7 protein-coding genes are annotated in these 14,821 nt (G+C 43.0%); 4 read left to right on the top strand and 3 right to left on the bottom strand.

Going from position 1 to position 14,821, the window contains the following annotated elements; genetic code table 11:
* The first annotated feature begins 10 nt into the window (after positions 1–10).
* From FIS9605_RS0113330 to FIS9605_RS0113315, 4 genes are all read left to right on the top strand, one after another.
* Positions 11–541: a chemotaxis protein CheW gene (locus FIS9605_RS0113330; protein ID WP_026733031.1), complete on the top strand. Its 531-nt coding sequence runs from the start codon at positions 11–13 to the stop codon at positions 539–541.
* A 16-nt stretch (positions 542–557) separates the two neighbouring features.
* On the top strand, positions 558–3,446 hold the full coding sequence (locus FIS9605_RS0113325) for a methyl-accepting chemotaxis protein (RefSeq protein WP_026733030.1): 2,889 nt from the start codon (positions 558–560) through the stop codon (positions 3,444–3,446).
* Between the two features lie 103 nt (positions 3,447–3,549).
* The gene (locus tag FIS9605_RS0113320) at positions 3,550–8,577 is read left to right on the top strand and encodes a response regulator (protein WP_026733029.1); all 5,028 of its coding nucleotides are present in this window, start codon (positions 3,550–3,552) and stop codon (positions 8,575–8,577) included.
* Between the two features lie 418 nt (positions 8,578–8,995).
* On the top strand, positions 8,996–11,077 hold the full coding sequence (locus FIS9605_RS0113315) for a prolyl oligopeptidase family serine peptidase (RefSeq protein WP_026733028.1): 2,082 nt from the start codon (positions 8,996–8,998) through the stop codon (positions 11,075–11,077).
* Positions 11,078–11,203: 126 nt separating this feature from the next.
* Here the strand turns inward: FIS9605_RS0113315 and FIS9605_RS0113310 are convergent, their stop codons facing one another.
* From FIS9605_RS0113310 to FIS9605_RS0113300, 3 genes are all read right to left on the bottom strand, one after another.
* Positions 11,204–12,520 carry an ABC transporter substrate-binding protein gene (locus tag FIS9605_RS0113310; RefSeq protein WP_026733027.1) on the bottom strand — a complete coding sequence of 439 codons (1,317 nt, stop codon included), beginning with the start codon at positions 12,518–12,520 and terminating at the stop codon, positions 11,204–11,206.
* An 87-nt stretch (positions 12,521–12,607) separates the two neighbouring features.
* Positions 12,608–13,609, bottom strand: coding sequence for a S66 peptidase family protein (locus tag FIS9605_RS0113305; protein WP_026733026.1), 1,002 nt, complete (start codon positions 13,607–13,609; stop codon positions 12,608–12,610).
* A gap of 3 nt (positions 13,610–13,612) precedes the next feature.
* Positions 13,613–14,689 (bottom strand): glycosyltransferase family 4 protein, encoded by a 1,077-nt coding sequence (locus tag FIS9605_RS0113300; RefSeq protein ID WP_026733025.1) that lies wholly within the window; start codon positions 14,687–14,689, stop codon positions 13,613–13,615.
* Between the last annotated feature and the right edge of the window lie 132 nt (positions 14,690–14,821).

The raw sequence follows: 14,821 nt of genomic DNA, 5'->3' as shown, positions 1-14,821 counted from the left end.
TGAGCATAACATGGTCAACAAACCGGACTTTTTAGGAGGCAGTGGCCAAGATCACTTTCGTCCTGAATTACAGGTAGAAAGTCCTGAAGGTGAGTTATACTTACGGTTTTTCATTCCTTCGCATCAGGAGTTTGCACTACCAGCCATCGGCATTCGCGAGGTTATCGAACTAAGCCCTGATAAAATCACTCCAATTCCTAATGCTTCTCCTTTACTTTTGGGTACTCTAAATTTACGAGGTCGAGTAATTTGGGTGGCTGATTTGGGTCAATTTTTGGGGGAAGCAACGGCATTAAACACCGATCGCGCAGAAATTTCCGTGATTGCTATTGAAGAACAGGACACAATTGTAGGCTTAGCAGTAGAAGAAATTGGTGGTATGCACTGGCTTGATGTACAAAATCTGATGACACCAACGAATGTGCCGGATACTATGGCTCCTTTTTTGCGGGGAGAGTGGTTATTAGGTACTCAAGACAAACAGTGTCTGCGACTGCTAGACCAAATGGCAATTTTACGAAGTGCGCGCTGGGCAGGATAACATAGGGAGGCAGGAAATGGCAGCGAGTATAGATGATTACGCGCAGACATATCAACAGGCTCTGACAGCCTACGCGCAACAAAATTATGAAGGAGCAGCTACCCTCATTGATGAGGTGGTACAAAATTTACCAGATGACCCCAACACCCATTTGCTCCGAGGTCACGTCTACTACGTTCTACAGCAGTATGATGTGGCCAAAGTAGAATATCAAAAGGTATTAGAATTAACTGAAGATCCAGAAATTACTGGCTTTGCTAAAAATGGACTGGATAATATCAATCAATATCAACAGGAATTAGTAGACTATAACTCTCAACAGCAGATGGAGGAATCATCTGTTTCGTCTGTGGGAGTTGAGCAACAAGCGCAAGATTTAGAAGATTTGGGATCTGTAGAGGAATCAAATAGCGATCGCTTAGATTTCAACTCCTTTATTGGGCAACAAGAAGCAGTGGAGGAGATAGAAGACATTTCTTTAAGTAGCAGTCCATTTGATATTCCCACAGATAGTAGTTTATTTAATACTGAATCAAATTCTTCAGACACTTTTGATGACAATCCTTTTGCATCCTCTCAAGAAGAGGTGGATATCAATTTAAAGGCAAACGTTTGGAATGGAGCAGAATTAGAACTGCCTGCTTTCTTACAAGATGATATTTCAACATTTAAAGAACAAGATTTAGAGGTAAATAGCGATTTACAAAAATCAGCAGATATTGAGCAAAATATTAGCAATTCAGCATTTGCAACAGTTAATTTAGCATCTAGCGATCGCTTGGATAGTCAAGAAATCCATGCTGCTAACAGCACAGCACAAAAACATAATAATACTGATAATTTGAACAACTTGAAAACAAATAATTTTGAAGATGAAACTTTACTGATGGAAGAAACAGGAACTGATACTGATTTAGCAGGGCTTGATAGCCTCGGATACAACAGTAAAGAAAAGTTTTCATCTGTAGCTTCTTTCAATAGCACTTTCACTTTAGAAGAAAAGCAACTTCATGCCAGTAACCAGGCAAGCCAAAATCAAAGCTTTGATAATGATGACAGTTTTGATCTAGAAGCATTTGAGTCTGCGTTTGGCTCGGAAACATTTGCCGAAGAAGACACAAATAACAGTAGACTGAATAGCAAGATTTCCCAGGGTAGCAACATCGAGTTTTTAGATGATTTTGATGAATTTGACGATCTGGGAGATATTCAGGCTGAGTTCGATTTCGTCACAGATTCTAATTTGGGTGACTCGCAACTACATTCCGGATCGCTCACAGGCAATGGCAGGAGTTACAATCAAGTCTTTGAAACTCCTGAGAATGGCGAAAAAAGCAATGAGGCTGCCAGCAGTGCCACAGAGAGCGATCGCGACGATGAATTATTTAGTATCACTGGTTCGCAAGAAGCAGTTCCAGTCTTTACCCAAGCAGATGTTACTAATATCGAACCCCAAGTCAGCGTTGAACAAGGCATTTTCGCACCCCTAGAAAATGCTCCGCTAGCTAACAAACAATGGATAATTGCTGGCAGTGTCGGCGTTGTTTCAGCGGTGGTTGTTGCCGTAGTCAGCTTTGCTACTACAACCATTTCTCCACCCCAGCAACGAGAGTCAGTACGGAACACTGGCTGGGCGATGGCATTAGCAGCAGGAGTTGCCAGTTTTGCTACCGCAGGCTTGATGGGCAATTTTACCCTCAGACAAATTCGCCGCACTACCAAGGATTTGCAAACCCAATTTGATGCTGTCCGCAAAGGTAATCTTAATGTCCAAGCCACGGTATATTCTGAAGATGAGTTGGGAAAGCTAGCCGCTGGCTTTAATGAAATGGCTCGGGTAATTTTCACGACTACAAATGAAGCTACACGCAAAGCTCAAGAACAGGAGGAAGCGAAAGAAAACTTGCAACGGCAAGTGATTCGCCTGCTGGATGATGTAGAAGGAGCTGCTAGGGGAGATTTGACTGTCCAAGCTGAGGTGACAGCCGACGTACTGGGAGCAGTTGCCGATGCTTTTAACCTGACAATTCAGAACCTGCGGGATATCGTTCAACAGGTGAAAGTAGCGGCGCGGGAAGTGACCAAAGGATCTACCAATTCTGAGACATTTGCGAGGGCATTATCTAGCGATGCCTTGCGCCAAGCAGAAGAGTTGGCGGTAACGCTGAATTCCGTACAGGTAATGACTGACTCAATTCAACGGGTAGCAGAAGCAGCACGGGAAGCCGAAACTGTTGCCCGTGAAGCCAGCGCGATCGCTCTTAAAGGAGGGGAAGCAGTAGAAAATACCGTGGCGGGGATCTTAGAAATTCGGGAAACTGTAGCCGAAACTACTCGCAAAGTGAAGCGATTGGCAGAATCATCCCAGGAAATTTCTAAAATTGTGGCGTTGATTTCTCAGATTGCCTCCAGAACAAACTTACTCGCCCTCAACGCCAGTATTGAGGCAGCAAGGGCAGGAGAAGCCGGACGGGGTTTTGCGATTGTCGCCGATGAAGTCCGCCAGCTAGCAGATAAATCAGCGAAATCCCTCAAAGAAATTGAGCAAATTGTGATGCAAATTCAGAGCGAAACTGGCTCTGTAATGACTGCAATGGAGGAAGGCACGCAGCAGGTAATTCAAGGTACAAAACTTGCAGAAGAAGCCAAGCGATCGCTAGAAAATATTATTCAAGTAGCAAATCGTATCGATACTCTTGTGCGATCGATTACTTCTGATACAGTTGAACAAACGGAAACCTCTCGCGCTGTGGCTCAAGTGATGCAATCAGTGGAACTCACAGCCCAAGAAACCTCCCAAGAAGCACAACGAGTTTCTGGGGCACTACAAAACTTAGTAGGTGTTTCCCGCGACTTAATTGCTTCTGTGGAACGCTTCCGAGTCGAAACTGCTGAAACTAGGTAAAAGATGAGGGATGAATGATGAATGCTGAATGCTGAATGCTGAAAAAATTCATCATTCAAAGTTCAAAAATTCATAATTCATAATTCATAATTCATAATTTCCTATGCTCCCAGAACAACAACAGCGAATTCTCGGTTACTTTATTGAGGAAGCAAAAGAACACCTGACTACTATTGAGCAGGGATTGCTGAATCTTGAGAGTACTATTAAAGACTCAGAAATGCTCAATGAAGTCTTTCGGGCGGCTCACTCTATTAAAGGAGGAGCAGCAATGCTTGGTCTGATTAGTATTCAGCGTACAGCTCACCGCTTGGAAGACTGTTTCAAAGTTTTGAAAGAGGAGCCAGTTAAGGTTGATCAAAAGCTTGAGTCTTTGTTTCTGGGTGTATCTGATACCCTGAAAGCGTTGTTGGAAAATCTACAGGGGCCTTTTGGTCTGACAGAAGAGACTGCTAATCAGATCATGTCAGAAGCCGAACCTGTATTTGCGTGGCTGAATGAACATCTGGATCTGCTAGTCCAACAAGGAAGCACAGCAGTTGCATTTTCAGACAGCGATCGCTGGCAAAACTGCCAAAACTTGGTGCTGCAAAAACTGCGGGAAATGTTGCAGTTGTTTAAGCAGCCAGCAACACCAGAAACCCGGCAATATCTCCAAGATTGCTGTAGCCAATTAATTCAGCTTGGTGAAGACTTGAATTGTCCGCCTTGGTGTAATTTGTGTCGCTCAGCTAGCCAGGCGATCGCCAATCAAGAAAATTCTTATCTGACTTTAGCAAAAATCGTCATTACAGATATCAAACAAGCTTTGGAATTAGTTCTGACGGGTAGAGAAGCTGAAATTACCCTCAGTCAACAACTAGAAGCATTAATTCCGCCCGAAATTGAATTGTTAGATATAACAAATGATGCGCTGGATGAACAGACTGACGAGGAAACTCTATTCCCCATCGATTTCGAGACTGCTAGCGCTGATGAAACTGTCACTTCAACATCAGATGATGGTGCTGAATTAATAGCAGAACCAGAGCCAATAGATGTTCCACAAGAAAATATTATTACTAGCTTATTTGAAATATCAGAGCAATTTAGCAGTGACACAGACCATTTTGCCGAGTTCAATCTTGATCCCCAAACTCTAGATTTTGAACAAGAAGATAGCATCACCAGCCTATCTGAGCTATCAGAGCAATTTAGTAGTGACACAGATAATTTTACTGAGCTAACAGCTGAACCTGAGTCTATAGATTTTGATTTACAAAACACTATTACTAGCTTAACGGAGCTATCCAATCCCTTTGGCATTGAAGATGTAGAGGATGAAGATCTCAGCATTGATGACAGTTTAGAACCCCATGGGCCAGAGGTAGGTATAGCCGAATTGAGTACTCTTGCCCAGTTGTTTGAAAGCGAGACTCCTGACTTTAATGAAAGCTGGGACATAGAAGAAGAAATTCTCGAACCTGCTCCCATTACTAATGAAATCGCAATTGAAAACGATGATAGCCAAACCAAGGATGTTAGTAATGATTTTGCTGAGTTGCTATCTTTAGAAGGAGAAACGAGTGTAAATGATAGCCAAGCAACAATTGCGAAAGAAGAATTAACTCTTGTACAGTTATTTGGTGACGACTTTTTAGAATCAGAAAATTTAGAATTACCAAATCAAAAAGATGATAGTAATAACCTTGATTTAATAGTTAAGCCAAAATTAGAAGACTTTAACCAATCAACAGATATTAGTGAAAGCATCCAAAATTATCAAGCAAATGAATTAGAACTGCCGATTCAACCAGAAAATAATTTTGAGAATTTATTGGCGGAAACTGAGAATCAAGATTTACTAGAAGAAATTAGTTTAGACATAACAAACAAAACAGAAGAAAACTGGACTTTAGATAGTCTGTTTGACGAGAGTGAAGAAGATAATAGCTCGACTCTTAGCACCGACGAGTCAGAAATTGATGATTTGTTTGTGACGCTGCCTGCAACAACCGCAGAATTTTTTCCTGCTGAAGATAATCTCAGTTTATGGACGCAGGAAAATACAGAAAAAGCAGAATTGGAATTAGAATCTCCAATTGAGCAGGATGCAGCCAAGGCTTTAGAGGAGATTTTGTTTGCTGCGGCAGCGGCTGATGATATGTTTGGCGATCGCCAGCAGCCTTCACCTCCCTCCACTGTCGATCTTGAACTGGGAGATTTAGACCTAGATTTACCACAGGAGGAGCAATCGCTCGATCTGATTTTATTAGCAGATGCTGGCGATGATTTTTTTGCCGAGTTGTTAGCAAGTGACTCAACAGACTCATTGACTGTAGCTGAGGAATTATCTCTCCAGGATATTCCCAACTTTTTGCAACAGCCAGAAGTTCTGGATTTAGCACCAGAATTTACCACCTCACCTACAGATTTATCACAAACATCTGCTGAGCAGGAAATTGACTGGTTAAACGTGATCGTAGACTCTCTCGAAGAGGATAACAACCAGATTCCAGAAATCCTCTTTGAAGACTTACAAACATTTCACTCCCACGATTTCCAGCTTGAGAGCATAGATCTTGCTTCTGCTGTACCGCAGGAGAGTTTAGCTGATGACGTTTCATCTACAGCAACTCCACCACACACAGATATCAGTACTACAGATACTTGCCAATCTCAAACATCGGAAGCACACGCAGGGTTTGCAGAGATTGAAACAATTACCAGCTTGCAAGATGCTTTTGAGTTGTCAGAAACAACGTTTTCTGAAAATCCAGAGGCAGTTGAATCTGGCGGACTTGATTTATACGAAGATTTATTAACAGTCATAAATCTCAAAACAGAAGAAGCACAACAGGAAGAAGAACACATAGCAGCAATTGCAGATACCGAGAGTGCTGCTGTTACTTCTGCGGAATTGGCGTCAGCAGTTCCAGATGCGGAAACAACACAGGATGCATTTGCCGAGTTAGATGAACTGCTGCAAACAGAAGTAGCACCAAATTCAGATCCTACTGGCCAAGAAATAGAATTTGCTGCCCTAGAAGAACTGCTGGCTTGGGAGCAAGATGAAAATGTGGCAGCAACTAGTTCTCAACAATCTACCAGTAACCCTGTTTCATCTCCAGAGATTGAGAATGAATTTAAAGAATTAGAGGGAATGGTAGGGGGAACGGTAAAACCAAATACAGTCAATTTACCAGGTGGGCGTAACTCTGGTTGGAATGCTTCCAGATTTGAACAATTAATGAAAGTGCCAGTCAAGCATCTGGACGACTTGAGTAATTTGGTTGGGGAGTTAGTAGTCAACCGTAACACCTTAGAGCAGGATCAAGAACGTCTGCGCCAATCACTAGATAATTTACTGCATCAGGTGCAGCAACTCTCGGATGTGGGAGCGAGAATGCAGGAGTTGTATGAGCGATCGCTTCTAGAAGCATCTCTACTAGCCAGCCGCAAAAATAGCAATTTTGCCAGTTCAGATACGGATAGGGGTTTTTCCGAGCTAGAAATGGATCGCTTTACACCTTTCCATTCCCTGTCCCAGGAAATGATCGAACTTATCGTGCGAGTGCGTGAGTCGGCAAGTGACATTGATTTTGTTACCGAAGAAACCGAACGGGTAGCACGGCAATTCCGTCAGGTTACAACTCAGCTACAAGAGGGACTGACGCGATCGCGAATGGAGCCTTTTTCTCAGGCTACCGATTTGCTGCCACGAGGTGTGCGCGACAATGCTATCAAGTATGGCAAGCAAGTGGAATTGGTGATTCAAGGTAGGGATACCTTGATTGACAAGATGATTTTAGAACATCTGAAGACACCGCTGACGCATTTGCTCAATAACGCGATCGCTCACGGCATTGAAACGCCAGAAGAACGGCAAGCCAAAGGCAAGCTACCCGTGGGAACGATCACCGTTTGTGCTTTCCATCAAGGGAACCAAACCGTAATTTCCGTTAGCGATGACGGCGCAGGCATTAACTCAGATGGGGTAAAGGCAAAGGCAATTAAGGTGGGTTTGATTACCCCAGCAGAAGCCAAAACCCTGTCCCGCATCGATGTATATGACCTATTGTTTCAACCTGGTTTTAGTACCAAAGACCAAGCTGACGATCTGGCGGGGCGTGGTGTTGGTTTAGACGTAGTTCGTACTAAAATCAGTGAAGTCCGAGGGACAATTTCTATTGATTCTGCTTTAGGCACGGGAACCACCTTTACCATTCGTCTGCCGCTGACACTCAGTATTTGCAAAGCACTTTGCTGTGTCTCTGATAAAGCGAGAATTGCTTTCCCGATGGACGGCGTAGAAGATACTCTAGACATACCTATAAAAAATGTCCAGCAGGGTGACGGCGATGAACAATTTATCCATTGGCGGGATAGAATGCTGCCATTTAAACCGTTAAAAGAACTTTTGACTTTCAATCGTCAACTTAGTCGTGGCAACGTCTACGGCGGTAACAGAGATGACGATATGATTTCTGTAGTCGTAGTGCGATCGGCAAGTACATTAGTGGCCTTGCAGGTTGACCAGGTGCTAAGCGAACAAGAAATTGTGATTAAGCAATTTGAAGGCCCTGCCCCGAAACCGATTGGCGTAGCTGGTGCTACCGTCCTTGGTGATGGTCGCATTATGCCCATTGCTGATGTATTGGAAATCATCGATATCTTCCAAGGACGAACTTCTAAACAAAGTACTGTCGGTATTTTGAGTCAAAAAGCAATTCCGAATCAACCAGAGGTTCCTGCACACAAGATTGACCCAACAGTGCTGATTGTCGATGATTCAATTACAGTTAGGGAACTGCTATCCCTGACCTTTAATAAGGCAGGTTATCGGGTCGAACAAGCGCGTGATGGTCAGGAAGCTTGGGATAAACTCCGTTCTGGTCTGCCTTGCGACCTCGTATTCTGTGATATTGAAATGCCTCGTTGTGATGGTCTAGAATTGCTGTCTCGTATTCAAAAAGACCCGAATCTCAATCATTTGCCCATCGCTATGCTTACCTCGCGGGGCGCAGACAAGCACCGACAAATGGCAATCAGTTTGGGAGCAAGTGGCTACTTCACCAAACCCTATTTAGAAGAAGCCCTTCTTGAAGCAGCTTCGCGGATGCTGAAAGGTGAGAAATTGGTGGCTAGTTAACAGTGGCGGTAATGCGTAGAATTATTTGGTGCTTTAGGTGCGTAGGGTGCAGTCGCAAAACTCAAGCAGCCTTTACTTTCGGCATTGCTGAATCGAGGTATGAATTTTGTAGAAGCAATTCATGAATTGCTTCTACGCCAGTATATTGTCAATCTGATGTTAACAGTTTCATACTTTCAATCAGTAACGCCTTACTTTCTATTGGTATAACAGTAGGAACATAATTAGCTTTTTGTAGTCTTCATTCCTAATGATTAAAGTGCTTTCCAGAACGTGTCAACTTCTGGTTATTTTTTTGACAACTATTCTTATATTTCGCTGCTTACTGACTCCTGCTGTTGCATTCTTCCTACCAACCTATCGCTCCAACCCCTCAACTTCTGAGTACCATGTACAAAGAAGATTTCTGTCCCAGACTATGCCAGCTGCGAAACGTCTCACTTACCCACCTAGCCGGAAAAGCGATCGCGTGGATAATTACCACGGTACTTTAGTTGCAGATCCTTACCGTTGGTTAGAAGACCTTGATTCAGAAGAAACCAAGGCTTGGGTAGAGGCGCAAAATAAAGTTACATTTGGCTACCTTGAAGAAATTCCTGTCAGGGAGAAAATCAAGCAGCGCCTTACTAAGCTGTGGGATTATGAAAAATACAGTGTTCCTTTTAAAGAAGGCGATTGCTATTTTTACTTCAAAAACGATGGACTGCAAAATCAAAGCGTCCTTTACACCCTCAAATCTCTAGCCGACACACCAAAAGTTTTACTCGACCCCAACACTCTTTCTGAAGATGGTACTATTGCTCTTTCTGGATTATCTATCAGTGAAGATGGAAAGCTTTTAGCATATGGTCTATCTACCGCTGGTTCTGACTGGCAAGAGTGGAAAGTACGTGATGTTGAAACAGGTAAAGATTTAAAAGACCATCTCAAGTGGATTAAATTCTCTGGCGCATCGTGGACGCATGATGGTAAAGGCTTTTTCTACAGTCGCTACGATGAACCAAAAGAAAAATCAGAATTAGCAGATGTCAACTATTATCAAAAACTATACTACCACCAATTGGGTAGACCTCAATCAGAAGATACTTTGATTTACAATCGCCCTGACGAGAAAGAATGGGGTTTTGATGGCAGTGTTACAGAAGATGGGCGCTATTTGATTATTTCAGTTTGGCTTGGAACTGATTCTAAAAATTTGGTTTTCTATAAGGATTTAACTAAACCAAATGCAGAAGTAGTAGAACTAATTAATAAATTCGAGGCTGATTACAGCTTTATAGACAATGATGAGAGTGTCTTTTATTTTCGTACAGATTTAGATGCATCACGCGGACGAGTTATTGCCATTGATACTAAAAATCCAGCGCCAAAGCATTGGCGAGAAATTATTCCAGAAGCAGCAGAAACTCTGGGAGGGGTGAGCATAATTAATAATCAATTTGTTGCTGATTATCTCAAAGACGCCCGCAGTCAAATCAAAATTTTTGCTCTCAATGGTGCGTTTGTGCGTGAGGTAGAATTACCTGGCATTGGTTTGGCTGGCGGCTTTAGTGGCAAACGCTATGATACTGAAACTTTTTATGGTTTTACCAATTTTATCACACCAGGAACTATCTACCGCTACGACATGGTGAACGGTAAAAGTGAAATTTTCCGTCAGCCAAAAGTGGATTTTGACCCTGCTGATTATGAAACAAAGCAAGTTTTCTATAAAAGCAAAGATGGCACGCAAGTGCCAATGTTTATTACCCACAAAAAGGGTATTAAATTAGATGGCAACAATCCTACCAACCTTTATGGTTATGGTGGTTTTAATGCCTCGCTGACACCAAGTTTTTCTGTCAGCAATTTGATTTGGATGGAGATGGGTGGTGTTTATGCCGTTGCTAATTTACGCGGTGGTGGTGAGTATGGCGAAGAATGGCATCAAGCAGGGATGAAGCTGAAAAAGCAGAATGTGTTTGATGATTTCATTGCGGCTGCTGAGTGGTTGATTGCCAATCGTTACACTAAATCAGCAAAATTGGCGATCGCAGGTGGAAGTAACGGCGGATTGTTAGTGGGTGCTTGCATGACTCAGCGTCCGGATTTATTTGGCGCAGCTTTGCCAGCAGTAGGAGTAATGGATATGTTGCGCTTCAACAAATACACTATTGGCTGGGCTTGGACTCCTGAATATGGTTCACCAGAAAATCCAGAGGAATTCAAAGCACTTTATGCCTACTCGCCACTACACAACCTTAAACCTGGTACTGCTTACCCAGCCACGCTAATTACCACTGCCGATCATGACGATCGCGTCGTTCCTGCCCATAGTTTCAAATTTGCTGCGGCTTTACAAGCTGCTCAAGCTGGTGATGCACCAGTATTAATTAGAATTGAAACGAAGGCGGGACATGGTGCGGGTAAACCCACGACTAAGATCATTGAGGAAGCAGCAGATAAATTGGCTTTTTTGGTGCGTGCGTTGGATATGAAGGTTAATGCGTCTACAGTGTAATTTGGTACAGCTTTGCGTAAAATCGTAGCTTTTTTAAACGCAGAGGAACGCGGAGGTAAACGCAGAGGGGCGCAGAGTTTTTTCAATTTAAATTAGTTACAAATTTATGCAATTTTGTACTAGGATTCATTTACTGTCCCAAATTAGATCTACACGCTCTTGAGCTTTTTTGAGAGCTTTTTCAGCAGACTCTCCCAATAATGTTGCCTCGATTGCTCGACCAAGACTGTCAGACAAACGGCTATATCCAGCAATAACTGGTCTAGCGCGTGCATGAGACATTTGCTCCAAAAACACTTTTAACACTGGTTTTTGGTTGATAAATTCCCCAAAAGCATCACTTTGGGCGGCTTTGATGTTTACTGGCAAAAAACCAGTCCCGACACTCCACTCTGTTTGAAATTCTGCACTCAACATATACTCTAAAAACTTGAGTGCAGCTAGTTCTCTTTCTGGGGTGGTCTTCATCACATACATATTTCCACCGCCTGTCACCGTAGCTTGCTCAATATCCGCAGGTATGGGGAATACATCAAAATCAACGTCAGATTTCATGATATAAGTCCAGGGCCCGGTAATCTGCATGGCAACTCGACCCTTAACAAAATCATCCTCCTCATAGCCCCGTTCTGGAGCAGAAAGCTTGGCTGAACCATCTTTTAAAAGGTCTTGCCAAAATTGCAAAGCAGCGATCGCTCCTTGATCAACTAAATTCGGTTGGTTATTTGTTATGACCTCTCCCCCAGCACTAAATAAAAAAGGGAACCAACAAAAAACAGTCCATTCTCCCTTACCCAAAGGCAGTAACATGCCATATTGTTCGGGGCGATGATCGCCATTGCGGTCTATAGTTAGTTTTTTGGCAGCTTGCCGCAATTCTTCCCAAGTCTTGGGTGTTTGTGTAATGCCCGCCGCTTGGAAAAGTTTTGGCCTGTAAAAAATACCGAGATTTCCAGTGTAAAATGGGACTGACCAAATGTGACCGTCCAACTTTAATTCATCAAACAGGTTAGAAATGATTTCCGACTTAATTGGCAATTTTTCCAGCCAATCTTCTAATGGTTTAACTGCCCCTAGTTCGACGAACTGACCTGTAACTTGAGGGTAAAATGCCAGGATATCTGGAGGTACGTTACCCACAAATGCTGTTAGAATTTTGGGCAATTGTTGGTCAAGTTGACCTGCGTAGATAGATTCTACTTGAATGTTAGGATGAGTTTGATTAAATTTATCTACCAATTTTTGAAATACATCTCGATTTACAGGGGGATTAATTCCCTGCCAAAGTGTTAGATGAATTACTCCGTTATCTTGATTGGTTGTACTCTGACAACTAGATAATAGTAAACAAATACTTAGAAAAATTCCCAGAAGTGAAATCTGCCATCTAGAAGTGATAAAGGGGCAGAAAAAATTATTAAACTTACCAAATTTTAGCTTCATTGCCTTTGAACCAGATCAACAAGAAGTGTCACTAAGCTTAATGACAACGATATGTCAAGCATCAGAAAAACATCAATCCGTTGCACCTCATTTCGTAACGTCTAATATTCCCTGTTCTCCATCTAAAGTTGCTTTTACACCTACTGGTAACGCTGCATTAGGTGCTTCGTGACCAAAGGGTAAACCAGAGACAACAGGAATACCCAAATCGCCTAAGCGATCGCGCAAAACTTCCTCAACGTTAAAGCTAGGAACATTTGGTGGTGCTTCACACTTGCTAAAGCTGCCTAAGGCAATACCACGAACTTTAGAGAAAAGACCGCTCATCCGCCACTGTGTTAGCATTCTGTCGATGCGGTAGGGAGCTTCTGTCACATCTTCAAGAGCAAGTATTACACCATTCATATTTGGCTGGATGGGTGTACCGAGAAGATGGGTTGCTACGGTGAGATTAGCTGGTAACAGGATACCAGTAACTACACCACCTCCCCAACCGCAACCTTTTAAGGGAGCAAGGGCACGGCCTTCCACCCAATCGAATAAGCGTTGAATTGCCCAATCTGGTTCATCGGCAATAGTTGTCAGTACCGGCGCGTGAACGCCAGAAATCCCTGCTTGGTAAAGACTCCACAACAAAGCGGTGATATCAGAAAAGCCAATTAGCCACTTTGGGAATAGGGAATAGGGAATGGGGAATGGGGAATGGGGAATGGGAATTTTCTCCCCTCTCCCAGACGCGCCATGGCGCGTCTCTACATCTCTCTCCCTCTCTCCCTCTCCTATCTCTTCCCAATCCCAATTCTCCAAAATGCGGGTGCTGCCGAAACCGCCTCTGGCACAGAGAATGCCACGACATTCTGGATCTTTCCATGCTGCTGCCAGGCTGTGGCGGCGGTATTCGTCTTTACCAGCTAAATATCCCCATTGGTCATCTATCTCTGGAATGATTTCTACTCGATAACCACGCGATCGCCAAATTTCTACTCCACGCCCAAAAGCCCCAAATTCTCGCAAAGCACCGCTAGGGGCAATGACTCTCAGTAAGTCTCCTGGTTTCAGCGGTGGTGGGATAATGATTTTGGATTGCATCTATCAAATAATCTCCTTAAACCATTTTTCAAAGCGATCGCCTAACGCTTCCAGAGAAAATTCTGCTTCGGCTTGTTGGCGACAGGAGTAACGGTTGATTTCATTTATATGCTGCGTTGCATCTACCAACCCATCAACACTATCAGGTTCTACCAAAAATCCTGTTTTACCATGTTGAACAATTTCTGCTGGCCCGCCGCGACGATAAGAAATCACGGGTACTCCACAGGCAAGTGCTTCTATTGCCACATTTCCAAATGCTTCTACCCAACGCTGTGTCATTAATAACGCTTGACACTCACGGACTACCTGCTGCAATTCTGTAGTTGATAAAAATCCCAGATATTCAAAAGGTGCATTGGGAAAATCCTGGCAAATCTGCTGCCAATATGATTCATCTTGGATTTTACCCATAATCTTTAAGGGAATATTAGTAATTTCTGCTACAGCTACCGCATCTTCCAAGCCTTTTTCTGGGGAAATGCGACCTATCCAAGCTAATTGTTGCTTTGGTTCACTACAAAACTGATAGAGTGATAAATCAATACCATTGCTTAAACAAATAATTGGTGGTGTTAGTTCAGGAAAAGTAGCTGCTTGTGTAAGACTATGAAAGCCAAGGGTACCAGGAAACTGCTTTGCTACTTGAGCAATAATTTGGTCTTGAGCATTATTCAAAGAACCCATACTCACCAAATGAGCAATGGGACACCTGAAAAAAGGTGTCAAGTAGAAAGGCAACCAATCGTAAGCAAAATTTACAATTAAGTCGTAGTCAGCCTGAACTTGACGGGCATAGTCCCACATATTTGCCAATACAGAATTCTCTGGCATGGTAATCGGGGCTGTACGTTCTAGGCTTTGGGCTATGATTTGTAAATTGCCAGGAATTTGTACCAAAGGAAAAAAATCCCATGTGGAACCTGCTGGGGCGACTATTTGCAGTTGATGACCCCGCTGTATCATTTGTTGAGTGACATTGTACAAGGTTAACTCCACACCACCACCCAGTCCAGTGCCGAGAGGCCCAACGGAAGTGGAGACAAAAAGTAATTTTAATGATTTGGGAGAAGCAGTCATCAACTGTGAGGAGATAAAACCACAAACACAATAAAGCACAAAGTTATCACAAAGAAAATATCAGGTGATGAAAGGTTGTTAGTTGTTAGTTGTTAGTTGTTAGTGGTTTGTTTTCTGCCTTGTCCTCTTTCC

The organism is Fischerella sp. PCC 9605 (assembly GCF_000517105.1).
GTDB lineage: Bacteria > Cyanobacteriota > Cyanobacteriia > Cyanobacteriales > Nostocaceae > PCC9605.
Note: the sequence above shows the minus strand (reverse complement) of the source record. Positions and strands in the feature narration are given on the sequence as shown.

Bases quoted from the DNA above. Each gene is read 5' to 3' on its own strand.
- FIS9605_RS0113330 (WP_026733031.1), top strand. From the start codon at position 11: ATGGTCAACAAACCGGACTTTTTAGGAGGCAGTGGCCAAGATCACTTT.
- FIS9605_RS0113325 (WP_026733030.1), top strand. From the start codon at position 558: ATGGCAGCGAGTATAGATGATTACGCGCAGACATATCAACAGGCTCTG.
- FIS9605_RS0113320 (WP_026733029.1), top strand. From the start codon at position 3,550: ATGCTCCCAGAACAACAACAGCGAATTCTCGGTTACTTTATTGAGGAA.
- FIS9605_RS0113315 (WP_026733028.1), top strand. From the start codon at position 8,996: ATGCCAGCTGCGAAACGTCTCACTTACCCACCTAGCCGGAAAAGCGAT.
- FIS9605_RS0113310 (WP_026733027.1), bottom strand. From the start codon at position 12,520: ATGAAGCTAAAATTTGGTAAGTTTAATAATTTTTTCTGCCCCTTTATC.
- FIS9605_RS0113305 (WP_026733026.1), bottom strand. From the start codon at position 13,609: ATGCAATCCAAAATCATTATCCCACCACCGCTGAAACCAGGAGACTTA.
- FIS9605_RS0113300 (WP_026733025.1), bottom strand. From the start codon at position 14,689: ATGACTGCTTCTCCCAAATCATTAAAATTACTTTTTGTCTCCACTTCC.